The sequence below is a fragment of the Cryobacterium cheniae genome (genome assembly GCF_004403395.1).
Lineage (GTDB): Bacteria > Actinomycetota > Actinomycetes > Actinomycetales > Microbacteriaceae > Cryobacterium > Cryobacterium cheniae.
Window position 1 is genome coordinate 136,694 of the sequence record NZ_SOGN01000049.1, and the last position, 23,411, is coordinate 160,104.

Annotated in this window: 23 protein-coding genes and 1 pseudogene; 14 read left to right on the forward strand and 10 right to left on the reverse strand. The window is 66.5% G+C overall.

Annotation, left to right across the window (positions count from 1 at the left end; translation table 11 throughout):
• Nucleotides 1-46: 46 nt before the first annotated feature.
• Complete coding sequence (locus E3T23_RS12670) at nt 47-1,087, forward strand: FUSC family protein (protein WP_134370783.1); 1,041 nt, start codon at nt 47-49, stop codon at nt 1,085-1,087.
• A 214-nt stretch (nt 1,088-1,301) separates the two neighbouring features.
• Here E3T23_RS12670 and E3T23_RS12675 read toward each other — a convergent pair whose 3' ends face one another.
• Nucleotides 1,302-1,865 (reverse strand): YceI family protein, encoded by a 564-nt coding sequence (locus E3T23_RS12675; protein ID WP_134370784.1) that lies wholly within the window; start codon nt 1,863-1,865, stop codon nt 1,302-1,304.
• 202 nt (nt 1,866-2,067) lie between these two features.
• Here E3T23_RS12675 and E3T23_RS12680 point away from each other — a divergent pair, with 202 nt between their 5' ends.
• Nucleotides 2,068-2,727 (forward strand): hypothetical protein, encoded by a 660-nt coding sequence (locus E3T23_RS12680; protein WP_134370785.1) that lies wholly within the window; start codon nt 2,068-2,070, stop codon nt 2,725-2,727.
• 21 nt (nt 2,728-2,748) lie between these two features.
• Here the strand turns inward: E3T23_RS12680 and E3T23_RS15285 are convergent, their stop codons facing one another.
• Both E3T23_RS15285 and E3T23_RS12685 read right to left on the reverse strand, forming a co-directional pair.
• Nucleotides 2,749-2,916, reverse strand: a complete 168-nt coding sequence (locus tag E3T23_RS15285) for a hypothetical protein (protein WP_166806285.1) — start codon at nt 2,914-2,916, stop codon at nt 2,749-2,751.
• A 60-nt stretch (nt 2,917-2,976) separates the two neighbouring features.
• Nucleotides 2,977-4,128 carry a glycoside hydrolase family 3 N-terminal domain-containing protein gene (locus tag E3T23_RS12685; protein ID WP_241977900.1) on the reverse strand — a complete coding sequence of 384 codons (1,152 nt, stop codon included), beginning with the start codon at nt 4,126-4,128 and terminating at the stop codon, nt 2,977-2,979.
• Between the two features lie 136 nt (nt 4,129-4,264).
• Here E3T23_RS12685 and E3T23_RS12690 point away from each other — a divergent pair, with 136 nt between their 5' ends.
• The 6 genes from E3T23_RS12690 (at nt 4,265) to E3T23_RS12715 (ending at nt 10,349) form a co-directional block, all read left to right on the forward strand.
• Nucleotides 4,265-5,053 carry an oxygenase MpaB family protein gene (locus tag E3T23_RS12690; protein WP_241977901.1) on the forward strand — a complete coding sequence of 263 codons (789 nt, stop codon included), beginning with the start codon at nt 4,265-4,267 and terminating at the stop codon, nt 5,051-5,053.
• Between the two features lie 30 nt (nt 5,054-5,083).
• A complete protein-coding gene (locus E3T23_RS12695) occupies nt 5,084-5,596 on the forward strand; it encodes an Lrp/AsnC family transcriptional regulator (RefSeq protein ID WP_134370787.1) in 513 nt (170 codons plus the stop codon).
• Nucleotides 5,597-5,706: 110 nt separating this feature from the next.
• The gene (gene pdhA / locus E3T23_RS12700) at nt 5,707-6,873 is read left to right on the forward strand and encodes a pyruvate dehydrogenase (acetyl-transferring) E1 component subunit alpha (RefSeq protein WP_134370788.1); all 1,167 of its coding nucleotides are present in this window, start codon (nt 5,707-5,709) and stop codon (nt 6,871-6,873) included.
• Nucleotides 6,870-7,883, forward strand: coding sequence for an alpha-ketoacid dehydrogenase subunit beta (locus tag E3T23_RS12705; protein ID WP_134370789.1), 1,014 nt, complete (start codon nt 6,870-6,872; stop codon nt 7,881-7,883). The genes pdhA and E3T23_RS12705 overlap by 4 nt, the downstream gene beginning before the upstream one ends.
• Nucleotides 7,883-9,358, forward strand: a complete 1,476-nt coding sequence (locus E3T23_RS12710) for a dihydrolipoamide acetyltransferase family protein (protein ID WP_134370790.1) — start codon at nt 7,883-7,885, stop codon at nt 9,356-9,358. Before E3T23_RS12705 ends, E3T23_RS12710 begins: the two co-directional genes overlap by 1 nt.
• Before the next feature lie 292 nt (nt 9,359-9,650).
• Nucleotides 9,651-10,349, forward strand: coding sequence for a peptidoglycan DD-metalloendopeptidase family protein (locus tag E3T23_RS12715; protein WP_241977902.1), 699 nt, complete (start codon nt 9,651-9,653; stop codon nt 10,347-10,349).
• 246 nt (nt 10,350-10,595) lie between these two features.
• Here E3T23_RS12715 and E3T23_RS15290 read toward each other — a convergent pair whose 3' ends face one another.
• Nucleotides 10,596-10,748, reverse strand: coding sequence for a hypothetical protein (locus E3T23_RS15290; RefSeq protein WP_166806286.1), 153 nt, complete (start codon nt 10,746-10,748; stop codon nt 10,596-10,598).
• Nucleotides 10,749-11,286: 538 nt separating this feature from the next.
• A complete protein-coding gene (locus E3T23_RS12720) occupies nt 11,287-11,565 on the reverse strand; it encodes a hypothetical protein (protein ID WP_134370791.1) in 279 nt (92 codons plus the stop codon).
• A gap of 405 nt (nt 11,566-11,970) precedes the next feature.
• Between E3T23_RS12720 and E3T23_RS16045 the strand changes: the two genes are divergently transcribed.
• Entirely contained in the window at nt 11,971-12,153 is a 183-nt protein-coding gene (locus E3T23_RS16045) for a type II toxin-antitoxin system RelE/ParE family toxin (RefSeq protein ID WP_420898326.1), read from the forward strand.
• A gap of 356 nt (nt 12,154-12,509) precedes the next feature.
• On the opposite strand, the gene E3T23_RS12725 is transcribed toward E3T23_RS16045, so the two are convergent.
• On the reverse strand, nt 12,510-12,935 hold the full coding sequence (locus E3T23_RS12725; protein WP_134370792.1) for a MerR family DNA-binding transcriptional regulator: 426 nt from the start codon (nt 12,933-12,935) through the stop codon (nt 12,510-12,512).
• Between the two features lie 191 nt (nt 12,936-13,126).
• Between E3T23_RS12725 and E3T23_RS12730 the strand changes: the two genes are divergently transcribed.
• The 3 genes from E3T23_RS12730 to E3T23_RS12740 all read left to right on the forward strand — a co-directional run bounded on the left by E3T23_RS12730 (nt 13,127) and on the right by E3T23_RS12740 (nt 16,851).
• Nucleotides 13,127-14,647 carry a SulP family inorganic anion transporter gene (locus E3T23_RS12730; RefSeq protein WP_134370793.1) on the forward strand — a complete coding sequence of 507 codons (1,521 nt, stop codon included), beginning with the start codon at nt 13,127-13,129 and terminating at the stop codon, nt 14,645-14,647.
• Between the two features lie 1,005 nt (nt 14,648-15,652).
• A complete protein-coding gene (locus E3T23_RS12735) occupies nt 15,653-16,186 on the forward strand; it encodes a TetR/AcrR family transcriptional regulator (RefSeq protein WP_134370794.1) in 534 nt (177 codons plus the stop codon).
• On the forward strand, nt 16,183-16,851 hold the full coding sequence (locus tag E3T23_RS12740) for a GAP family protein (RefSeq protein WP_134370795.1): 669 nt from the start codon (nt 16,183-16,185) through the stop codon (nt 16,849-16,851). Before E3T23_RS12735 ends, E3T23_RS12740 begins: the two co-directional genes overlap by 4 nt.
• Before the next feature lie 327 nt (nt 16,852-17,178).
• Here E3T23_RS12740 and E3T23_RS12745 read toward each other — a convergent pair whose 3' ends face one another.
• The gene (locus E3T23_RS12745) at nt 17,179-19,401 is read right to left on the reverse strand and encodes a malate synthase G (RefSeq protein WP_134370796.1); all 2,223 of its coding nucleotides are present in this window, start codon (nt 19,399-19,401) and stop codon (nt 17,179-17,181) included.
• 195 nt (nt 19,402-19,596) lie between these two features.
• On the opposite strand from E3T23_RS12745, the gene E3T23_RS12750 reads away from it, so the two are divergent.
• Nucleotides 19,597-20,949: an MFS transporter gene (locus tag E3T23_RS12750; RefSeq protein WP_134370797.1), complete on the forward strand. Its 1,353-nt coding sequence runs from the start codon at nt 19,597-19,599 to the stop codon at nt 20,947-20,949.
• 87 nt (nt 20,950-21,036) lie between these two features.
• Entirely contained in the window at nt 21,037-21,690 is a 654-nt protein-coding gene (locus tag E3T23_RS12755; RefSeq protein WP_134370798.1) for an IMPACT family protein, read from the forward strand.
• Between the two features lie 47 nt (nt 21,691-21,737).
• Here the strand turns inward: E3T23_RS12755 and E3T23_RS12760 are convergent, their stop codons facing one another.
• From E3T23_RS12760 to E3T23_RS15720, 3 genes and pseudogenes are all read right to left on the reverse strand, one after another.
• Nucleotides 21,738-22,415 (reverse strand): SUMF1/EgtB/PvdO family nonheme iron enzyme, encoded by a 678-nt coding sequence (locus tag E3T23_RS12760; protein ID WP_241977904.1) that lies wholly within the window; start codon nt 22,413-22,415, stop codon nt 21,738-21,740.
• 143 nt (nt 22,416-22,558) lie between these two features.
• The gene (locus tag E3T23_RS15465) at nt 22,559-22,822 is read right to left on the reverse strand and encodes a hypothetical protein (RefSeq protein WP_198416218.1); all 264 of its coding nucleotides are present in this window, start codon (nt 22,820-22,822) and stop codon (nt 22,559-22,561) included.
• Between the two features lie 28 nt (nt 22,823-22,850).
• Nucleotides 22,851-23,411: pseudogene (locus E3T23_RS15720) on the reverse strand (hypothetical protein); the annotation flags it as partial.

Below are 23,411 nucleotides of genomic sequence, written 5' to 3' on the forward strand. Positions count from 1 at the left end.
ACCGGCAGCGGTCCGACTACCGGGCGCTTTCGATTACCCTAAACACGTGAGACTCAACACCCGGCTGCGATCCACGAGTCGGATTCCATTGCTTCAGGCGCTGAAGACCTCCGCGGCGGTCGCGCTCGGCTGGATCCTGTCGCAGCTGCTCCTGGACACCGAGCAGCTGCCCGTCTTCGCAGCGATCGCCGCCCTGCTCGTGGTGCAACCGAACATCAATCAGACCCTCGGCCGCGCGGTCGAGCGCAGCCTGGGCGTCATCGGCGGCGTCATCATCGCCTACGGCGTCGGCGTCGCGTTCGGCCAATCGAGCTGGGTCGTGCTGCTCGCCATCGTATTCTGCATCATGCTGGCCTGGGCGCTGCGGCTGGCGCCCAGTTCGGCGAGCCAGATCCCGATCAGTGCCATGCTCCTCCTCACGATCGGCACGGCAACGGCCGAATACGCGCGGGATCGGATCGTCGAAACCATCATCGGGGCGGCGGCCGCCCTCCTCGTCAACGCGCTGATCGTTCCGCCCGTACTGCTTGCTCCGGCGCACGCGGCCGTCGTCCGACTGGCCTACGAGATCGCGGACACCCTGGACCGGATCGTCGACGCCCTGCGGTTTCCGCAGAAGGCCAGCCAGATCGAAGAGATGATGATCAAGGTGCGGCTGCTGCGGCCCATGCTCGCCAAGGCGGACCAGGCGCTCAAACAGGCCGAGGAGAGCCTCACGCTCAACCCCCGACACGCGGTGAACCGGCGCCTGCTCGACGTCGACGAAGAACTCTTCGCTCGACTGACCTCGCTCGTCGCACGGACGATCGGTATGACCCGCTCGCTGCGGGACCACTACGACCATTCCCTGCACCTCGAGCCCACCGTGCTGGCGATCACGGTCGAGCTGAGCCGAGCCGCCCATGACCTGAGGTTGCTCGCCGAACAGGTGGACCACCCAAGCGCCCAGCAGGTCAGCGTGCCGCTCGAGCCGCCCACCCTGACCGCTCCCCTGATCATTGCGACGCCGCATCCCCAGCACTGGATCCTGATCGGGTCTTTGATGGAGGACCTGCGCCGGGTGCGCGAGGAGATCAAAGGCGAATAGCGGATCTGTCTCGAACTTCAGAATTGGCCAAGACGGATCCACAATGAGAGCGCACTATTCATCGTCGCCGGCGTCTCGGTGATCTGGGTTCCGACGGTGCACGGCCGGGAGATCGCCGAGTCGGCACCACGTTGACGACGAAAGGGACCCCACGCCGGTGGGGTCCCTTTCGTCGTCTTTCCAGTGCCCGCGCAGACCGCTGCGCGGGATCGCGCTATCCCTGGTTGAGCGCGGCCTGCAGTTCGATCGTGATGGTGACCTTCTCGCCGAGCAGCACTCCGCCGGTCTCGAGGGCCGCATTGTAGGTGAGGCCGAAGTCGGAGCGGGTGACCTCGGTCTTCGCCGTGGCGCCGGCCTTGTAGTTGCCGTACGGGTCGGTGCCGAAGCCGCCGAACTCGAAGTCGAAGGTGACCGGCTTGGTGACGCCCTTGATGGTGAGGTTGCCGTCGACAAGGAAGTCGTCCTTGACCTGGCGCACGCCGGTGGAGACGAAGCCGATGGTCGGGTACGTCTCGGCGTCGAAGAAGTCGCCGGTGCGCAGGTGACCGTCGCGGTCCGCCTGGTTCGTGTTGATCGACGCGACCTGAGCCGTGGCCGTGACAGAGGAGTCGAGGGGGTTTTCGCCGGTGACGAAGGTCGCGTCGAACTTCTCGAACGAGCCCTTGACCTTACTGATCATGATGTGACGGATGCTGAAACCGACCTCGCTGTGGGTCGGGTCGATGGTCCAGGTTCCGGCCTTGTAGCCGGGGATGCTCACTTCGGTGGTCTCAGTCATGGGTTCTCCTCAATTCACAGGACGGTGGATTCTCGTCCGTAGTTTCATGCAAGCGCATAGGAAAAGGAATTATTCCGGGACGTGGAAAGAACTTTCCGGCAGTCGTCCACCTGCTGACGCCGGATTCCCTTGACTGCCTCCGACGCCGAGGGTACCGTCAGTCGCTCAGAGGGATGCCGGACGGGTGGAACGGAGGGCTGAAATGCGCTCACGTCTCCTGCTCCCCCTGGGACTGCTGCTTGTGCTATTCACCGGATGCGCGTCCCCTTCGTCGCCCGCCTCCACCTCGTCGGCACCGTCCACCGAGAGCGTGGTGATGCGCCCGGTCACCGAGAGCGGTCTGCCTGCCGCGGGCTTCACCATCACCGATGACACGACCGTCACACTCGACTGTGGCAGCACGACATTCGATCCACGGCCGTCCGCTGTCGCCGTCGACGACAACATCCTTGCCTGCTCTCCGTCGAGCGCGTTCGCCGTGGCTTGTTGGCAGGACCCGGTCCCCGGTTTCGTGGCCTGCTACCGCGACCCGTGGAACACGGAGGTGGTGCGCCTGCCGAGCTCCGGGAGCGTGACGGGAACCACGGCGCCCGACCAGGCGCAACCCCTCGGTCTGCTCCTCAGCAACGGGGACCGCTGTCTGGTCCGCAGCGGCGGCGTCTGGAATGATCTCGCCGATCACCCGGGCTGGTACGGCACCTACTCATGCGCGGAGGGCGGCGCGGTCTGGGCGGAGAGCACCGACGGCATCGATCGGTCCGCACCCCGGTGGACGGTGCAGGTCGCGCCCGTCTCTGGGGAGGACCCACTCCGCACCCGTGACGTCGTCACCGCGTACTTCGTCGGCACGGCGGGAAGCTGACCGGCGGGAGCTGACCTGACGTCACGGCCGCGGCGCGAGCTTCCGCGTCTTCAGGTAGCGGATGAACAGGTACACCGCCCCCGCCGCCGCCATGAACCAGCCCACCGGGTACGGCAGGATGAGCAGCCCCCACCACAGGGAGTTCCCGGTGGTGCCGCCGATGCCGCCCGCGAGTGTGCGGGCATCCATGGATTCCTCCTCGGTGCGGTTCGCTGCACAACGTAGACCCGCGGATCGCCTTCGGGCGGCTCAGGGGGCGGCCCGGCCGCGCAGCACGAGAAGCTTGTACGCGGCCTCATCGATCTGCCCCGGCGTGAGGCGCCCGGCGTCGACCGCTCCGACGATTCTGCCGATCAGGGTGGTGACGTCGGTGCCGGACCGCGCGGGATCCGCCGGTAGAACGTAGAGCAGCATGGTGTTGCCCGCGGCCAGGGCGGCGATCCCGTTCTCGGCCGGGTCGGCGTACTCCGGCAGACCGGAATCCTGGAGCATCAGCAGGTCGTCAGTGATCGTGACACCGTCGAAGCCGAGGTCCGCGCGAAGGATCTCGTGCCAGGCCGGCGACAGGCTCGCCGGTTTCGAGTCGATGCTCGGGTAGGCCAGGTGGCCGAACATGACCACCTCTGCCCCGGCTGCGATCCCGGCCCGGAACGGCGGCGCCTCCCCGGTCAACCAGTCCTGGTAGCCGAGCGGGGTCGACGGGATGCTCCGGTGCGAGTCCCCCGCTGCCGCCCCGTGACCCGGGAAGTGCTTGAGCGTGCTCAGGACCCGGCCGTGCTCACCGGTGACCGCCGCGGCCACGCGGGCGGATGCCGAGGCCGGGTCGGTGCCGAGCACCCGCCCGGCCAGGAACGAAGCCGGGTCGGCCGTGACGTCCGCGACGATGCCGAAGTTGACGCTCACACCGACGGACTGCAGCAGGGTGGATCGGCTGCGGAACGCCTCCTCCGTGGCCTGAGCAGGGAGCGCCTGGAGCTGCGCCGCCCCGGGGGCCAGATCGGCAGGCAGCCGGGAGACCTCGCCGCCCTCCTGGTCGATGCCCACCAGCAGAGGGAGGGCCGGGTCCGGGCTGAGGGCATCCGTCATCGCCCGCAATTCCTCCGGGGAGGGCGGCACGTTGTCGCCCATCAGGATGAGTCCGCCGAGGCCGTGCGCCCCGGCGAAGGAGCGCAGCGCGGCGGCGTCCGTTCCCGGCTGGTGCAGCATCAGCAGGCTGGCGACCTTCTCGGTCAGGGACATGGCCGCCAGGCGTCGGGCGGCGTCTTCGGCAACGGGATCAGCGGACCAGCCGGGACCGAGAGGGGCCGTGCCGGCGGTGCCGCCCCTTTCGTCCGTTCCGCGGGCCGCTGTGCAGGCGGAGAGGGTGAGGGCCAGCAGGGCCACGGCAGCGAGCGCGGTCATCCGGCGAGCCGGGACCGGGTGTCGTCGGCCGGAGATCATCAATCCAGGCTAACCTGCCGGCACGGGCGCCAGGCCCATCCGCTTCCCCGGTGGCGGCGTTACACTCGGGGCATCGCCCGGGGAGGCAAAGATGCAGATGAGAGAGATGGCGGGCGAGGCCGTGCTGATCGCCGCCGGCGGGCGATCGATCCTTCTGCAGATCGCCGACCCGTCGATCGGCCACGGGGTGGCCCACCACAGCGAATTCGCGGCCCGGCCGCTCGATCGGCTGCGCGGCACCCTGACCTACGTGTATTCCGTCGTATTCGGTACAGCCGAGGAGGCCGCGCAGGCCCGACACCGGGTCAATCATGCCCACGCCCCGGTGTCGGGGCCGGCTACCGCTCAGAGCCCGGCCTACAGCGCCTTCACCCCGGAGCTGCAGCTGTGGGTGGCGGCAACCCTGTACGACTCCGCGATCACGATGCGGGAGCTGGTGTACGGCCCGCTCGACGACGATACGGCCGACGCGCTCTACCGGGACTACGCCGTGCTGGGCACGGCACTGCAGATGCCGTCGGAGCTGTGGCCGCCGGACCGCACCGCCTTCGCCCGGTACTGGGACCGACGCCTCGGCGAACTGGCGACGGATACCGCCACACGCGCCGTGGCCCGCCAGCTGCTCCATCCGCGCACCGGGCCGGTCTGGCTGCGGCTGATGATGCCGCTCGGCCGGTTCGTGACCGTCGGCCTGCTCCCCGGCCCGGTGCGCGCGCTGTTCGACCTGCCCTGGTCCGCGGGGTCGCAGCGCCGCTTCGACCGGGTGATCCGGCTGACCGCACGCGTCTATCCCCGGCTTCCGCGCCGGCTGCGCCACTGGCCCAAAAACCACTACCTGCGCCTGATGCGGCAGTCGCGTGAGCTGGCAATGGTGAGCTGGCAGTAGTCTGGGGCTTTCCCCAGCCTGAGGATTCCAATGACGCAACGCTCGGCACCCACCGCTCCGGGCGCTCCCGACGCTCCCGACGGTCTCGACGCGATCGACCGGAAGATCGTGGCTGAACTCAGCCGCGACGGCCGCCTCTCGATGCGGCAGCTGGCCGCGCTGGTGCACATTTCCCGCACCACCGCGCACAGTCGCGTTCAGAATCTCGTGCGTCAGGGCGTGGTCACCGGGTTCGGTGCGCAGATCGATCGCCGTGCGCTCGGGCTTCGGGTCTCCGCCCTCGTGATCGTGAAGATCGGGGACGTGTCCTGGGCCGAGATGGCCCGTCGGCTGAGCGAACTGCCCTTCGTCGAGAAGGCGCAGGCCGTGAGCGGCGACATCGACATCATCCTCACCGTCAGCGCCCCGGACCACGAGCAGCTGAGCCAGGCCATCCTGCGCGACATCCACAGCATGCCGGGCGTGATCTCCACCCGCTCCCACCTCATCCTCGAGGAAATCACCGGGCTACCGCCGGCTCGAGCGGCGGACAGCTGGACCTGAACCGCTACTTCTGACGAACGAATGGCTCGGCGCGACGCAGCTTCGGGCCAATCGTTCGCATCCGTCGCCCGGGCGTCGTCGACGGCCCGGAATTGCCGCAGCATTGCGTCATGAGCCTCAATGTCGAGAGCCTGGTCGAGAGCCCCCTCGCCGCGCCGCGCCCCCTCCGCCTGATCGATGACACCGGCCGCGCCGCGCCGCCGGACGAAGCCGGCGGGTTGACCCTGCCGGACCCGGACACACTGCGAAGCCTCTACCGGCGCATGGTCGTGGCCCGCCGATTCGACGTGCAGGTCACCGCGCTGACGCGGCAGGGACGCCTGGCCACGTACCCGTCAGCCCTCGGCCAGGAGGCCTGCGAGATCGCCGCGGTCGCGGCCCTCGGCGCCGACGACTGGCTCTTCCCCACCTACCGGGACAGCATCGCCCTGCTCACCCGCGGCGTCCCGCCCGAACAGATCCTGGCCTCGTTCCGCGGGGACTGGCACAGCGGCTACGACCAGAACGCCCACCGGATCGCGGCGCAGGCCACCCCGCTGGCCACGCAGGCGCTGCACGCCGTGGGGCTCGCGACCGCGTCCAAGCTCAAACGGGACAGCACCGTCGCGCTGACCCTGCTCGGCGACGGCGCCACCAGCGAGGGCGACGCGCACGAGGCCTTCAACTTCGCGGCCGTCTGGCAGGCCCCGGTCGTCTTCCTGGTGCAGAACAACCAGTTCGCGATCAGCGTGCCGCTGGACAAGCAGATGCGGTGCCGCACCATCGCAGACAAGGCCATCGGTTACGGGATGCCCGGTTACTTCGTGGACGGCAACGACGTCGCCGCGATGTACGCGGTCACCTCGGCGGCGGTGGAGAATGCCCGCGCCGGCCTCGGCCCGACCCTGATCGAGGGTCTGACTTACCGGATGGAGGCACACACCAACTCCGACGACCCGAGCCGCTACCGCGACGCCGGGGATCTGGAGATCTGGCGTCGGCGCGACCCGATCACCCGGCTGGACACCTACCTCGGCGAGATCGGAGTGCTGAGCGACGCGGAGCGCGCGGACATCCGTGCCGAGGCCGAGGATCTGGCCGCGGACACCCGGGAATGCATGACCCGGTCCGCCCCGGTGGATCCGCTCGAGCTATTCGACCACGTCTACGCGACCCCGCGCGCCGCTCTGGCGGAGCAGCGCGCCTTTCTGGCGGCCGAACTCGCCGAGCACGCCGCCCCATCCGACGCCTCCACCACCGCAGGCCCGATCACCGCCCAAACAGGGGGAACCCGATGACGCTCCACGACACCGCCCCGACGCCGTTGCGCGCGCCGGTCACGCTGACCATGGCGGCGGCGCTCAACGCCGCAATCCAGGATGCGATGCGCGACGACCCGACGGTCGTCCTGTTCGGCGAGGATGTCGGCCCGCTCGGCGGTGTCTTCCGGGTGACCGACGGGCTGTACGCCGAATTCGGGGAGAGCCGGGTGAGCGACTCGCCGCTGGCCGAGTCCGGGATCGTGGGCACGGCGATCGGGATGGCCATGTACGGCCTGCGCCCGGTCGTGGAGATGCAGTTCGACGCCTTCAGCTACCCGGCGTTCGAGCAGATCGTGTCGCACGTGGCCAAGATGCGCAATCGCACCCGCGGGCGCGTCCAGCTGCCGCTCGTGATCCGGATCCCCTACGCAGGCGACATCGGCGGGGTGGAACACCACTCGGACTCCTCCGAGGCCTACTGGACGGCCACGCCCGGCCTCACCGTGGTCTCGCCGTCGAACCCGGCGGATGCCTACTCGATGCTCCGCGAGGCCATCACGAGTGACGACCCGGTCATCTTCCTCGAACCCAAGAGCCGGTACTGGGCCAAAGCCGAGCTCAGCCTGCCCGTGCGCACCGCACCGATGAACACCGCGGCCGTGCTGCGGGAGGGCACCGACGTCACGCTGATCGCCTATGGTCCGACCGTGAAGACCGCGCTCGCCACCGCGGAGCTGGCCGTGGCGGAGGGACTCTCGATCGAGGTGATCGACCTGCGCAGCCTGTCCCCCTTCGACGACGAGACCGTGGGCGCATCTGTGCGGAAGACCTCCCGCGCCGCGGTCCTGCACGAGGCGGCGCAGTTCGGCGGCTACGGCGCCGAGGTAGCCGCCCGGCTGACCGAGCGCAACTTCTTCCACCTGGCCGCGCCGATCCTGCGGATCACGGGCTTCGACATTCCCTACCCCTCCCCCAAACTCGAGGAGTACTTCCTGCCCACCCCCGACCGCATCCTGGCCGCCCTCGGAACGTGGGAGTGGAACTGATGGGTCAGAATTTCATCCTTCCTGACCTCGGCGAAGGACTCACCGAGGCCGAAATCGTGTCCTGGCTGGTTGCCGTCGGCGACACCATCGCCATCGACCAGCCCGTGGTGGAGGTCGAATCGGCCAAGTCCATCGTGGAACTGCCGTCGCCCTACGGCGGCGTGGTGGAGGCCCTGAACGGGGTCGCCGGCCAGGTCGTGCACGCCGGCCAGGTACTGCTGACGGTGACGGATGCCGCGGATACCGCGGACACCGCGGACACCGCACAGCCTGCCCCGCAGCCGGCCACGACGCCCGCATCGATGCCGGGCACGGTTCCGCCCGCGGAGGTCGACGGGTCGGCATCCGGTGCCGTGCTCATCGGATACGGCACAAGCGAGAACACGCGTCCCGTGCGGCGCCCGGCCACCGCGCGCTTCGGTCTGCGTCCCGGCTCAGCGACTCCGGTCGCCACGCCCATCGTCCCACCGGTCGCCGTCGTGGCCCCGCCCGCCCCGACACCGGTAACGGCTCCGATCTCGTCGGCCAGCCCGGCCGGCCGCTCCCCCGTCGTCTCGCCGCTCGTGCGGCGTCTCGCCCGCGAGAACGGCCTCGATGCGACCCGGCTGATCGGCAGCGGGAGCAATGCCCTCGTGCTGCGCCGAGACGTCGAGTCGGCCATCCGGGAACGAGCTGCGGCGGTCGAACCCACGCCGGCACTCGAACCCCCGCCGGCACTCGAACCCGCATCGGTGGTCGAACCCGCACCCGTGGTCGAACCTGTCGAGCCCCGGGTCGCGCCTATAGACGACATCCGGATCCCCATCACCGGCCTACGGAAGGTGGTGTCAGAGCGGATGACCACCTCGCGCCGGGAGATCCCCGAGGCAACCGTCTGGCTCGATGTGGACGCCACCGAGCTCTTCGCCGCACGGGACCGTCTCTTCGAGACCACGGGCGAGCGCTTCAGCGTGACCGCGCTGATCGCCCGGTTCACGGTCGCCGGGCTTCGCAGGTTTCCGCTGCTGAACTCCTCGGTCGACACGGCCAGCCAGGAGATCCTGCAGCGCGGCGCCATCAATCTCGGCCTTGCCGCCCAGACCCCGCGGGGCCTGATGGTGCCGGTGGTACACGACGCCCACGCGATGACTACCCGCGAATTGCGGGATGCGATCGCCGGAATCGTGACTCAGGCCGCGGATGGCTCGTTCCCACCGTCCCGACTCACCGGCGGCACCTTCACCCTGAACAACTTCGGTGCGCTGGGTGTCGACGGGTCGGCCGCGATCATCAACCACCCGGAGGCCGCCATTCTGGGCATCGGACGGATGATCGAGCGCCCTTGGGTGGTCAACCACGCCCTCGCCGTGCGCACGGTCGTCGAATTGTCCCTGGTCTTCGACCACCGGGTCTGCGACGGAGGCACCGCCGCCGGGTTCCTCACCTACGTCGCGCGCTGCATCGAGTCCCCGGTAAGTATGCTCGCCGACCTCTGACCCCGGTGACGGCTCCAGTCAGGTCGCTCACGCAATCGACGGACGGTCTCCAACAGGCCCCGACCACGTCCTGACGCGAGGGGTCTCATGACCCTACGGGCTTGTTGCAGTTGACGGACCCACGTGCGAATGCACGCCGAACGGGTGATTCGAGCGTTCCGCATTTATGCGTTTGTTCCCGGCCGTGTACTTCAGGCTTGTGCGCGTTCGAGGTCCGGCTTACGGGCGGCCCGCGTCAACCTGGGCCGATCTAGTCGGGCTCGGTGGACTGATGCCTTTCGTTACACTGAGCGTGTCGCTCGAACGGGCCACACCACTATCTGCGGCCGGAGGTGCTGGCATGTTGCGCACTCCCCCCGTTGTGCTGCGATTTCCGTTCCAGGGCCGGTGGATCGCAGAGAACAGTCCGGCGAACCGTGTTCCCAGCCATGGCACCCATCTGTTCGGCACGACATTCGCAATCGACTTCGTCTCCATCGACGAACAAGGCCGTTCGGCGAAGCACGGTTGGCGCTCCGTGCTAGCGACGGAGCCCCCCGAGGTCTTTGTCGGATACGGCGCCCCGATCCTGGCGCCGGCCACGGGCACTATCGTTGCCGCGGTCGACGGTGAGCTGGATCACGAGGCCCGGCGCTCACAATTGGCGTTGATTCCTTACGCGCTCTCCCAAGCTCGCCGAGTTCGAGAGGGCGTGCGCGCGATCGCGGGCAATCACGTGGTCATCGCGCTGGCGCCGGCCGGACCTTTTGTGCTGATCGCCCATCTCCAGCGCGGATCGGTGAGCGCCTCAGTTGGATCAGTGGTCATGGTCGGCGAGAACATCGGATCATGCGGGAACTCGGGCAACAGCACACAGCCTCACGTGCACCTGCAAGTCACGGACTCAACGACCTGGCCCACGGCGCGCGGCAAGCCGATCGTCTTTGAAAGCCCTCAGGTCAACGGTGGCGCCTGGCTCCCGAGGAACGGGGAAGCCTTCACCGCCGTGTGAATTGCGCCAACGGCTCGGCTTCGGTGATCACGGCATCACGCATCGCGGCCGATATCGTTGGATGATGAACAGCGAGGCTGGGCCGCATCGATCCAGCGTCGATTGAACCCTGGGTTTACGCACAGCCTCACGCTTCGGCAGGACGGCGCCGTAGTCGCCTGGGGCGACGACGCAAGCACGTTGGGGCTCAAACGAAAGCCTGTGCCGGATTCCCACAACTCTCGGCCGAGACTCTGCATCAGCGGTCTATCTGCTGATGTGGTCGATGCAGAGGACCCCGGTGCCGAGGGCGATTCCGAGCGTCACAATTCCTGCAATCACCCGGGGCAGCCACCGTCGGGACCAAGGGGCGGCGGCCATCACCGCTCCGGCGATCAAGCCGCCGACGGCGAGCGTCAAGATCGCTTCTCCCGCCTGGTTGGCCTCCTGGTCAGAAAAGAGGCATTCACCGCCGAAGTCACCGCACCATGTGATGAAGGCGAGGACTCAGGTGACGAGCCAAATCAGGAGGACGACGGGCACAGCCCAGACCAGGTGGAGCTGCCGCCGCGCCGAATCGCGCCGTCGCTCGTCTTGGTCGGTCATCGGCCCACCGTAGCGTTACCAGACCCGGCGAAGCACCCGGCACTAACTTTACCGGAGATAGCAGTTGTGCCGTACGCGCTAAGTTTTCCACTCGCATCGACGTCCAACAAGATTTCCGGTGCCGAGGTGGTGCCTGCGGAGATTCCCACGGAGGGACTCTCCAGCAGCTACATCGGCTCGAGCTATACGTTGAGCCCTGGAACGAGGGTTTCTGGAGTGCCGCTGAGCGCGCTCGTTTTCAACGCGAGGGCCTCCTGCGTTCATGGCGGCAAGTTGGCGGGGTGCACCGTGACATGTTCATGTACTCACTGATCACGAAATGAGGTCCGCCCGTCAAGGGTTGCGTCAGAGCCTAGACGCCCACTTCGATCCACCTCTGCGGTTCTGATGCCGTTCGCTGGAGCTGCACAAGAACGCGGTAGTCCGAGCCGAGCTCCGCCGATACTCGCTGTGCGACAGCACGTCCCGCCTCGTTGTAGCGCATGGAGTTCTCGATGCTGTCCCACTCGTCGTTATAGTGCTCGTGGTAGAACCTTGTCCACTCCAGAAGTTCCAACTCAAGAGCACCCGAGATCGACTGCCGGCTTCGATCATCAGCAATCGCGTTGCCAAACCAGATTGGCCACTTCATCGGTCCATCGTTGAGAAGGCGAACGGTCGTGCGGTCAGAGCGTTTCAAGAGGGACCTCCGCAGGTAGCCAGTGATCAGCCTGTCGTTCGTCAGGGACCAAGAGTATGTCGGATAGGACGTGTAGACGTACTGCTGCGTCCCCACCTCAGGTCGTCCCAGGCACCCGCAAACACCACTCAGCAGTCAGGTTTCCAACTCGAGTCGTTCGGTGCGTCGTTCAGGGTTCGGCTTGCGGTATCCGTTGAGCGGGGCGGCGCGGTTGTCTCTGCCTGCCATTGGCGTCGTGGGCGTCCACGTGCCCTGCATGGAATTGATAACGATTGACGGTAATAACGCTGAGCGTCATGCTAATGGTGTGATCCAGACGTTCGCAGAAAAAGACAGCGCGTCTGGCAGCGGGTCCATGTGCGCAAGTTTGGCCCCGACTTGCAGCGAATCGCGAACCGAAAGCTACTGATACTCGACGCCGCTGAAACCATCAATGACCTGCGCGTTCCACCGGGCAACCGTCTCGCTGACCCGGGCCGGGAGGTCCTCTACGCGAACGAGGACATCACGGTGGAAGTGGCCTCGCCCGGGCACTGCTAGCCATGAAGCTCAACGCATCGCGCCCGGGCGCGACGTGCAGGACATCGCCAATCTGCTCGCGATCTGCGATGTTAGTGAACTCAGTGCGGCCGAGAAATTGCTGAATGACTTTTTCCCGGGAGACGGACTCCCAGACCAAGCACTGCGCCTCCTCGAACCCATCTGCAAGCAGGGACTCCCCGAGGTCCCGGCACCGCCGGCGCGTCCCCTCCTGGGTACGCGCCCGTCACATCGAGCACCTCATCAACAGTCTGGTCCCGCAGAATAGGGGAGCTTCGCGGTTCCCAAATGGTACCCGGCTGCCCAACGCCGGCTCGAAGTCCTTGCGGCGAATTCTGTGCCCCCTGAAGGTCCGTCTAACGGTTCTCAAACTCCGCAGGAGCGGCCGCGACTGAATGCCCGCGTAGGAGAGCGAGGAACTCGTCGGCCATAGCTAGCTGTTCCTGCAACTTCTGGCGCCGCTCCTCGGCTTGCGTGATGAAGGACTCCAGGGCTGATCTCACGGCGGCAATGTCGACACCCTCGATGGCGCCGTCCAGTGTGTCGATGGTCTTAAGGAGCGACATCATCTCTTCGAGCGAGAATCCCAGCGGCTTCATTCGCCGGATCAGGATCAACCGGGCCTGGTCTTCGTCCGTGTAGAGGCGGAAGCCGCCGTCGGTCCGGCCCGATGCCTTGAGCAAACCGATTTCGTCGTAATGACGGATGGTTCGTAGAGACAGTCCGGTGCGTTCGGCTAGCTCGCCGATATGCATCGTTGCCGTTGACTCAGTCGGTGACATGGCGGTACCTCTCACGCATGAACTCAAACATAACCCTAACGTTAGGGTAGAGTTGATGTCGGTGGCTGACAATGAATGCCAGCCCACCATCCATCCTCGCCGTTTCGGCGGATGACTGTGCGCACCGGGCGCACCCCTCTCCCTTCGCCTTATTCTGGCCCGCCACCGCGAGCCCCGTCCCTGGAGGCCCCATGGCTCTCGTTCAGAAATCCCCCGCACCCGACCGCTACAAAGCGGAACCATCGGTCATGACAGCGCTGCGCACCCCGCGGCTCCTCACCCGGGAAGTCCTCGCCGGCCTCGTCGTCGCGATGGCGCTGATTCCGGAGGCGATCTCCTTCTCCATAATCGCTGGAGTCGACCCACGGGTCGGGCTGTTCTCGTCCTTCGTGATGGCCGTATCCATTGCGTTCCTCGGCGGCCGCCCCGCGATGATCACCGCCGCGACGGGAGCCATCGCCCTGGTGATCGCCCCGGTGGCACGCGAGTACGGCATGGATTATTTCATCGCCACGGTCATCCTGGCCGGGCTCCTGCAGGTGATCCTGGGCGTGCTGGGTGTGGCCAAGCTCATGCGTTTCATCCCCCGCAGCGTCATGGTCGGCTTCGTGAACGCCCTGGCCATCCTCATCTTCATCGCACAGATGCCGCAACTGCTCGGCGTTCCGTTCATGGTGTACCCGCTGGTGGCCATCGGAATCATAATCATGGTCGTCATGCCCCGGTTCACCAAGATCATCCCCGCCCCGTTGGTCGCCATCGTGGTGCTGACCATCGCAACCGTCACCATCGCCATCAACGTACCCACCGTCGGTGACCAGGGCGAACTGCCCAAGAGCCTGCCCGAACTCTTCATCCCGAACGTCCCCCTCAACTGGGAGACGCTCACGATCATCGCCCCCTACGCGCTGGCCATGGCCATGGTCGGCATCCTCGAGTCCCTGATGACGGCCAAACTCGTCGACGAGGTCACCGACACCCACTCCCACAAGACCCGCGAAACGTGGGGGCAAGGCGTGTCCAACATGCTCTCCGGCTTCTTCGGTGGCATGGGCGGTTGCGCCATGATCGGCCAGACCATGATCAACGTGAAGGCGTCGGGTGCCCGCACTCGCATCTCCACGTTCCTCGCCGGCGTTTTCCTCCTGATCCTGGTCGTCGTTCTCGGCGATGTCGTCGCCATCATCCCCATGGCCGCTCTGGTGGCCGTGATGATCATCGTCTCGGTCCTGACCTTTGACTGGCACAGCATCCGCCCGACCACGCTCAAACGGATGCCCAAGAGCGAAACCACGGTCATGCTCGCCACAGTCGCCGTCGTCGTGCTCACCCACAACCTGGCCATCGGCGTGGTCGTGGGTGTCCTCGTGGCCATGGTCGCCTTCGCCCGCCGGGTCGCCCACCTCGTCGACGTGGAACGAACCGTCTCCATCGATGAAACCGTGCCGACCGCGTACTACACCGTCACCGGGGCACTCTTCTTCGCCTCGAGCAACGACCTCACCACCCAATTCGAGTACGCAGAAGACCCCGACCGCGTCATCATCGATATGTCCGCTTCCCACATCTGGGACGCCTCTACCGTCGCCGCGCTCGACGCGATCACGAACAAGTACGAGCGCCAGGGCAAGCGCGCCGTCATCGTGGGCATGAACGAAGCCAGCACCAATATCCACGCCCGTCTCGCCGGAAACCTCGGCGGAGGACACTAACGAGACCGACAACGAAGAGGGGGACGCCAACGGTGTGGCCCCCTTCCACTTCATCACTCCCCGCGGTCCACCAACTCGAAGGCGTCGGTATCGACGCCGGCGCGCTCCCGGCGGTATACCCGGCAGCGCGGGTGGCCTCGATCGGAGTTGCAGTCGACGAATCAGAGCGACTCTGGCTGGTCGACCGGCAGCGTTCCTGGACGCGGTGAGTCCCATGAACTCCGACCCCTACTCCGCGCCCGCCCCGGCTGCCTGGACGGCTGGACCATGGAACTGGACCAGTACGAGCTGATACGTGCCCGTATCCTGAAGTTCCTCACCGCCCCGTACCGCTCCGTACCGCTCCGTACCGCTCCGACGGCACCATCCTGCCGCAGGACCCCGTGGCCTCCGCCCAGGACCGTCTCGGCGGACACAGCGCATTTCCCAAGGCTCGACTGCGTGGGAGTCACCCGCACGAGGAAGTCCGGAAGACATCGCTGGTCTTCGCCGTTGTCTTTCAAAACCTGCCCGAGACACGGCGATGACCGAGCTAACCTTGCCCACGGGAGACGTCAACCTCGCAACATGCCTCGGACCCTTCCTCATGCTGGCCCGCGACCCCACTGTTCGGGTCTCCCCCGGATTCGCCCCCACGACCGACCCGCCGGTTCCACCCCCACCCGCCGTCATCGCCCGGCTGACCGATGACCGGCTGCATCAGTTCGGCATCGAACGCCAGCGAGCCGAGAACCTCATCGCGGCGGCGCGTTTCACCCACCGCGCACACCACGCACCGTTGCCGGACCACGAAACCGCTCTCACTGCCCTGGGGATGGTGCGCGGCGACGACGACCGGATGATTCAGCTCCTGGAGCCATACCGTCCCCACCGCTACCGCGTGATCCGCCTCGCTATCGCCAGCGACAGCAGACCGCCCCGCCGCGCAACCCGTGCTCCCATCAACCCCATCCGCGGCCGCCATTTCGTCAGACCGACCGGTCGGTTTTTATGTAGGATGGTCCCATGGATCGTCGGTCACTTATTCTCAACGCAGCCCGAAACCTCACTCTCGAGCGCGGTGTCGTGCCGTCCTTGAACAGCACCGCGAGCGCTGCGGGGGTGTCTAAGGGCGGACTGATCCACCATTTTCCTTCGCGCGCGGCTCTTGTTCAGGGCTTGGCCATCGGCGCGTTGGAGGAGCTCGACGTGGCGATGCTTGCAGCCTCGATGGAGGGCCGGGCGGCGGAAGCCTGGCTCAGGCTTTCCGTGCCGACGGGTGATGACGTAGCTCTGTTCCGAGCCTTAGCGGTCGCGCACCGGGCGGTCGAGTCGCCGGGTGATGACGTCGCTGCCGCCGCGCAGGAAGCCGGCTCTCGGTGGGAGGCCATGATTCAGAAGGAAACGGGCGACATCGCACGCGCGCGGGTGATCCGCCTCGTCGGTGACGGACTCGCAGCCAACGTGATCACCGGCATCGAGCCTGCTCCCACCCCCGCACAACTCGACGCACTCATCGACGCCCTGATCCCTAAACCCGGTGGTGCGTCAAGACAATGAGTGGAGCGCTACTGGGCGCCATTGCCGGCCTTGCGGCCCTCGACGCCTTCAATCCAGCGACCATCGTCGCCGTCACACTGATCCTGCTCGCTGCACCCAGTCGGCCCGGATCAACGGCGCTGGTGACCATCTTCGGCGCGGCCACAACCGTATTCCTGGCAGGTGCAGCACTGTTTCTCGGTGCTAACGCAGCCGCAGGCGCCGTCGGCGGCATTGTGCTCGCGCTGCGCTACGTCGCCTTCGGGGCAGCGGGAGCTGCGCTGGTTGTCACTGGCGTTCGACGCTTCCGAACCCGACCCCGCAAACCCATCGAACTGCCCGCCTGGTTCACCCCGTGGACCGCATTCCCTTTCGGTGCACTGCTCACCGCCGCCGATCTGCCCAACGCGTTCCCTTACTTCATCGCCATCGAAAGGCTCCTCGACTCGCAAGCCAGCACACGTGAAGCACTCCTGGTGCTGGCCGGGTACACGGTCATCTACTGCCTACCCTGTCTGGTGCTCCTTGTCATCGGCCTGCTCTCTCGCCAACGAACCCGTGCGCTCCTGGCCCGCATCACCAACAAAGTCGGAACCGGAGACGTCCCAGCGTCACCTCCATCGGCGATCGCGCTCATGACGCTTGGCCTCTTCGTCGGAACCCTTCCGCTCTGGGCTCTCAGCTAACATCGATCACCCGTTCGCCAAGCACCCGGCCATTCGGTGGCCACACGGCGGCCTCGGCGAATTGGCGCCGAATCTGCGTCGGTTGAGGTCCGGTTATGCGGCGGCTCTCAATCGAGTTCAGCTCGGCGGCGGTGGCGCATGTGTGTTGGACGATCGCACGTTAATTGTCCGGGTCGTCCCCGAACTCGCGGAGTTCCTGCGAGCAACGGCAGGCCACCGTGGGATTCAGCGACAACGATCGGGAACTCTCCCTCGGTGAGGACCATAGCTTCGCTCGGGAAGGAGATGAGGTATCGGTGATATGAGTTCCCAGCGCTGGTCAGCTCCTCAGCGATTCACCGAAGACTGAAGCTTCTTCGCCCTTCGGACCTGGTGGAGGATCGGCTCGGTGTATCCGTTGGGCGAGGATGCTCCGTCGAGGATGAGTCGACGCGCGGCCAGGAAAGCCAGCCCGGGTCCGGTCGATCCGATCAGCGCTTCGTACGTCGGGTCACCGGAATTCTGCGCATCGACGACCGCCGCCAGTCGCCCGAGGCTGTCGTCGACATCCGTCTTGCTGATGACGCCGTGGGTGAGCCAGTTCGCGAGGAGCTGACTGGAAATCCGCAGGGTCGCACGGTCCTCCATCAGGCCGACGCCGTGAATGTCCGGAACCTTGGAACAGCCGACCCCCTGGTCGACCCATCGAACGACATAGCCGAGGATCGACTGAACGTTGTCGTCCAGCTCGATCCGGCGCTCCTCGTCGCTGAGGTCCCGCTCGGCGAGTGGGAGGACAAGAATCGGGTCCAGCGCCTGGCGGGTCCGCCCGGCCAGTTCTCGTTGACGGGCGGCCACGTCGACCTCGTGATAGTGGGTCGCGTGCAGCGTCGCCGCCGTGGGAGACGGGACCCAGGCGGTGGTTGCGCCGGCGCGGGGATGCGCGATCTTCTGCTCGAGCATGTCGTGCATGAGATCGGGCATCGCCCACATGCCCTTGCCGATCTGAGCCCGCCCGGGAAAACCAGCCGCGAGACCGGCGTCGACGTTCGCGTTCTCGTAGGCAGCCATGAACGGCATGGAACGGATCTCGCTCTTGGTGGCGATTGGCCCGGCGTGCATGGAGGTGTGGATCTCATCCCCCGTGCGATCGAGGAATCCCGTGTTGATGAACACGATGCGCTCCGCGGCAACGGCGATACAGGCCCGCAGATTCAGCGTCGTTCGCCGTTCTTCGTCCATGATCCCCATCTTCACGGTGAGCGGGGGCAGACCGAGGAGCTGCTCCACCCGCGCGAACAGGTCGACGGTGAACGCCACCTCCTCGGGGCCGTGCATCTTCGGCTTGACGATGTACACCGAGCCGGTGCGGGAGTTGCCGCCGCGGGTCTCGCCGACGAGGTCGGGGAAGGAACCGAGCACGGTCAGCACCGCGTCGAGAATACCTTCGAAGACCTCGACGCCGGACGCATCCCGCACGGTTTCGGTCTGCATCAGGTGCCCGACGTTGCGCACCAGCAGCAGGCTCCGGCCGGGCAGCGTCACCTCGCCGCCGTCGGGAGCCGCGTAGACGCGGTCGGCGTTCATGGTGCGCGTGAAGACGCCGGTGCCCTTCCTGACGGTCTCACTCAGCGTGCCGCGCATGAGCTCACGCCAGTTGCGGTAGCCGAGCACCTTGTCCTCGGCGTCGACCGCGGCAACCGAGTCTTCGAGGTCCATGATCGTGGTGACCGCGGACTCGAGCACGATGTCCTGGATGCCCGCACTGTCCGTGGCCCCGATGAGTGCGGCCCGGTCGATGATCACGTCGAGATGCAGTCCGTGGTGACGGACGAGCACCGACGACGGTTCCGACGGCTCGCCGAGATAGCCGACCAGCGCAGACGGGTCGGCCAAGGCGGCGGATGACCCGTCCCCCAGAACCACGACCAGCGCACCGTTCTCGACGCGGTACGCGACGGCATCAGCGTGCGAGCCCCGCTCGAGGGGAATTGCCTGGTCGAGGAGAGCCCGTCCGCGCGCGATTACCCGTGCGCCCCGGACAGAGTTGTAGGAGCTTCCGCGGGCCGCGCCGCCATCATCCGCTATCGCGTCGGTGCCGTAGAGCGCGTCGTAGAGCGAACCCCAGCGGGCGTTCGCCGCGTTGACGGCGAACCGCGCGTTCAGCAGCGGTACGACAAGCTGCGGGCCCGCCTGCGACGCGATCTCCGAATCGACGTTCGAGGTGGTGATGGTGAAGTCTCCCGGCTCCGGCGCGAGGTACCCGATCCCGGTCAGGAAAGCGCGGTACTCGCCCGGGTCCGGCTGGCCGGGGTGAGCCTGGTGAAAGGCATCGACCTGGGCCTGCAGGTCATCCCTGATGGCGAGCAGCTCAATGTTCCGGGGCGTGAGGTCGCGAATCAGCGTGCTCAGCCCCTGCCAGAAGGCGTCCGCGGCGATGCCGGTGCCCTGGAGTGCTTCGTTCTCGACGAACGCGGCGAACGAGGCGGCGACATCGAGATCTGCTCGCTCGGCGCGGGCGGACAGGCCGGTGATCGGTGCTGAGACGGATGCTGTGACGGGTGTGTTCATCGTTGAACTCCTTGGGCTAGTGCGGGTGCTGCCGCTTGGCCGACTGTGTATGTGTGTGGCCAGTCTCTCATCCGGCACCGCCGCTCGATGACGAACACACGCCGAGCAGGCCCCGTCGTGCAATAGGGTTCAATTGTCCGGCGGATACTTCACCCTCGGTTCGCCGCATCGCCGCATCGCTGAATTGGGACCCTGATGGCTGTCGTACCTGCAAGTTCCAGTCGATCCGAGCGACTGGATGCGCTCCCTTTCACCCGGGAGCACCGCAGTGTGCTCGTGGGTTCCGGGGTGGGCTGGGCGCTGGATGCGATGGACGTCGGACTCATTTCTTTCGTCCTCGCACAATTGGCGGTGCAATGGTCCGTCACCGACATGGAACTGTCCTGGATCGCGTCCGCCGGATTCGTCGGCATGGCCATTGGGGCGGTTCTGGGTGGATTGCTGGCCGACCGCATCGGCCGGCGCCAGGTCTTCGCCCTCACCCTCCTCGTCTACGGACTCGCGACAGGGGCATCGGCACTGTCCGAGACCGTGGCCGTCCTCATCGCGTGGCGATTGGTCGTGGGGCTCGGTCTCGGTGGTGAGCTTCCGGTCGCCTCGACACTCGTGAGTGAGTTCGCGCCGCCACGAATACGTGGCCGCATCATCGTCATCCTCGAATCGTTCTGGGCCATCGGCTGGACCATTTCCGCGGTCATCGGGTACCTTGTCGTACCGTCCTCGGACGACGGATGGCGCTGGGCCCTGGCTGTCGGGGCGGCTCCAGCCGTCTACGCGGTGATCGTCCGCGTTCGCCTGCCGGAGTCGGTACGTTTTCTCGAGTCGCGTGGCCGCCTCCTCGAGGCGGAAGCGACCGTCAGACGTTTCGAAAAGTCCGCCGGAATCACCGTTGGACCCGAGTATTCTGCGCTGCCCGCGGGGACGGATCAGAGGTCGGCCCTTCCCGGTTCCCGGAGCCGCGTCACCGCACTGTGGTCGCGCAGCCTGCGTCGCCGAACCGGCGCACTGTGGCTGGTCTGGTTCTGCGTGAACTTCTCCTATTACGGCGCCTTCATCTGGCTTCCGACGATCCTGGTCGCGTCCGGGTACTCGCTCGTTCGCTCCTTCGCGTACACGCTGATCATCACCGTGGCGCAACTGCCGGGCTATGCCGCCTCGGCGTACCTGATCGAGCGGTGGGGACGGCGTCGGACCCTGGCCGTTTTCCTCTCCGGCTCGGCACTCTCGGCGGCGTTGTTCGGCGTCGCCGGTGATGCCACCCAGGTGATCGGCGCCGGCATGCTGCTCTCTTTCTTCAACCTCGGTGCGTGGGGGGCGCTCTACGCGGTGACCCCCGAGTTGTACCCCACCCGCATCCGTGCCACCGGGGCCGGCTGGGCGGCCGGCATCGGCCGGATCGCCGCAATCGTGGCTCCGCTGTCCGTACCAGTGCTGCGCGAGCTGGGCGGGACCGCACTTCTTTTCACGGTCTTCGCAGCGTTCTTCGTGGTCGCGGCGCTCGGCGCTCTGGGGCTCCCCGAAAAACAGGGCGAGGCTCTGGAAGACTGAACCCTGGCGCGGCCGGTCGGCCGGTCGGCCGGTCGGCCGGGTGTCCGCGTGCTCCAGCCCCCGGCGGAGGCGCGAGAGACTGGGAGTATGCCCGATCTCACTCTGCACGGCGGCGTCGGCAGCCGCGTCGACGCCGAAATCGACGTGAAGCGATCCAGATTCCTCTGCCGCCTGGTCAGAACCGAGACCGAGGATGCCGCGCGTGCCGCGATCGACGATGCCCGCAAGGAGCATTGGAGTGCTCGCCACCATTGCTCGGCCTTCGTTCTCGGGCCGACCGGCGCTCCGGGTCAGGTACGGCGTTCGAATGACGACGGAGAACCCTCAGGAACAGCGGGTCGGCCCATGCTCGAAGCGCTGTCCGGACGCGGTTTCGTCGACTGCGTGGCCGTCGTCACCCGGTATTTCGGCGGCACACTTCTCGGTGCCGGCGGCCTCGTACGCGCCTACTCGGAGGCCGTGCTGACCACGATCGATGAGGCCCAGTCCCTCGGGCTGGTCGTGGAACGCGAACGCCGAGAACTGTTCACGCTCGCCCTGTCCCACGCGGATGCCGGTCGCATCGAGGCCGAGTTGCGCGATCGCGGAGTGCTCATCCTGAGAACGGAGTATGGGCACGACGCGGTGCTGCACATCGCCGATGACGATGCCGCGCGGCTCTCCGCAATCGTCGCCCGCGTAACGGCGGGAAGCGGAGAGCTGGAGTCCCTCGGCCACGAGTGGGTCGACGTCGAACGGTAGTCCGGTTGTCGACCGGTTCGAGAGAGGGCACCCGGCTCCAGCACGGATCAGGGGCGGCGGACGCAGCGGAAGCCGATGTGTCCGTAACCGTTCGCGGGGAACGAGCCGACGGGCATGGCTGAGCCGTATCCCGGCTCCGCTCGCCACGGGAACTGCCCGTGCCAGTAGTTCGCGCGCTTTTCACCGGCACCCTCAGGGTCGTTCCCCCACGTGAACGTCGAGCCGTCCAGAGCGCCGCGGGCGGCGTGCTCCCACTCCGCCTCCGTCGCCAGATCTTTGCCCACCCGGGTGGCGAAGGATGCGGCATCCTCGTAAGCGACGTGCACGACCGGATGATCGAGCAGGCCCTCGATCCTTGAACCGGGGCCACGAGGCGTGCGCCAACTCGCCCCGGGAGTCCAGGTCCACCACTGCATGAGGTCGCGTAGGTCGACGGGACCGCGCGTGCCGGTGAACACCAATGAGCCCGGCGCGAGATTCTCGATCGGTGCCTCCGGGTCGTCAGCCGGGTCCAGTTCCCGTTCGGCCACAGTCGTGTATCCGGTGGCCGCCACGAACGCCACGAAATCGGCGTTCGTGACCTGGTGACGGTCGACCCACGCATCGCTGACCGTCACCCGGTGCGCGGGCATCTCCTCTGCATAATGATCGTCCGAGCCCATGCGGAAAGGTCCACCGGACACGAGCACCATGTCATCCGGCAGCGGCGACTTCCCCTGCGCCACGACTAGTGCAGCGCCCCGTTGGTAGTGTCTTCCAGCTGGCGCATAACTGCATCCAAATTGAACCCGGCCGGCTTCTGGCGCGGCGGGAACTGTGCGAACGCCGGGATTTGTGCGGCCACCGCGGCCTGCATCTGGTAGACCACTCAGGCGTGGTCGAGTACCCGGTCCCAGTAGGTGTTCGAGTTCTCGTCTGCCCGCTCAAAGGGATCCTGACGCAGGCTGAAGATCCTCGGCACACGCAGCTTCACGAAGGGCTTGGCCCATGCCATCAGACGAGTCGCTCGCTGCTCCATCAGACGAGTCGCTCGCTGCCCCATCAGGACGGTCTTGTAATCACCCATCCGGATGGCGAGTATGTCGCCGTCATCACTGAGGTAGAAGAAGTAGTCGCGCGGAGAATCAGCCACCTCCCCAGTGAAGTAGGGCAGCATGTTCTCACCGTCGATGTGGACCGTTAATTCCTTCCCTGCCGCCGCTTGGCCCTCGAGCGTTTCTCGGTGATCTCGGGCTCCCCGGCCGCTGCCAGCAGCGTGGGCAGGAGATCCTGGTGCGAAACGATTCCGTTGAGCACAGCCCCTGCCGGGATTTGGCTTGGCCAACGCACGAAGCACGGAACGCGCCAGCTACCCTCCCAGTTGGTGTTCTTTCCGAGCGGAACGGCGTGACACCCGCATCCATCCAACTGTTGAAGTGCACCGCATTGTCGGTCGAGTACATGACGATTGTGTTGTCGGCGATCCCGAGCTCGTCGAGTTTGTCGAGCATCGTGCCGACGTACTCGTCATGGGCCACCATCACGTCGGCGTGCTCACCCTGCCCATTGCTCTTTCCTTTATGCTCGGGCGCGCAATGCGTGCGGAAAAGCATTCCCGTGGTGTTCCACCACAGGAATAAGGGTTCCTCGGAATCGAAGGTCTCCATCCGCTTACGGGTGAGCGGGCCGGTGTTCTCGATCGTCTGGCCGCCCTTCGCGTCGGCCCACGAATGGAGGACCCC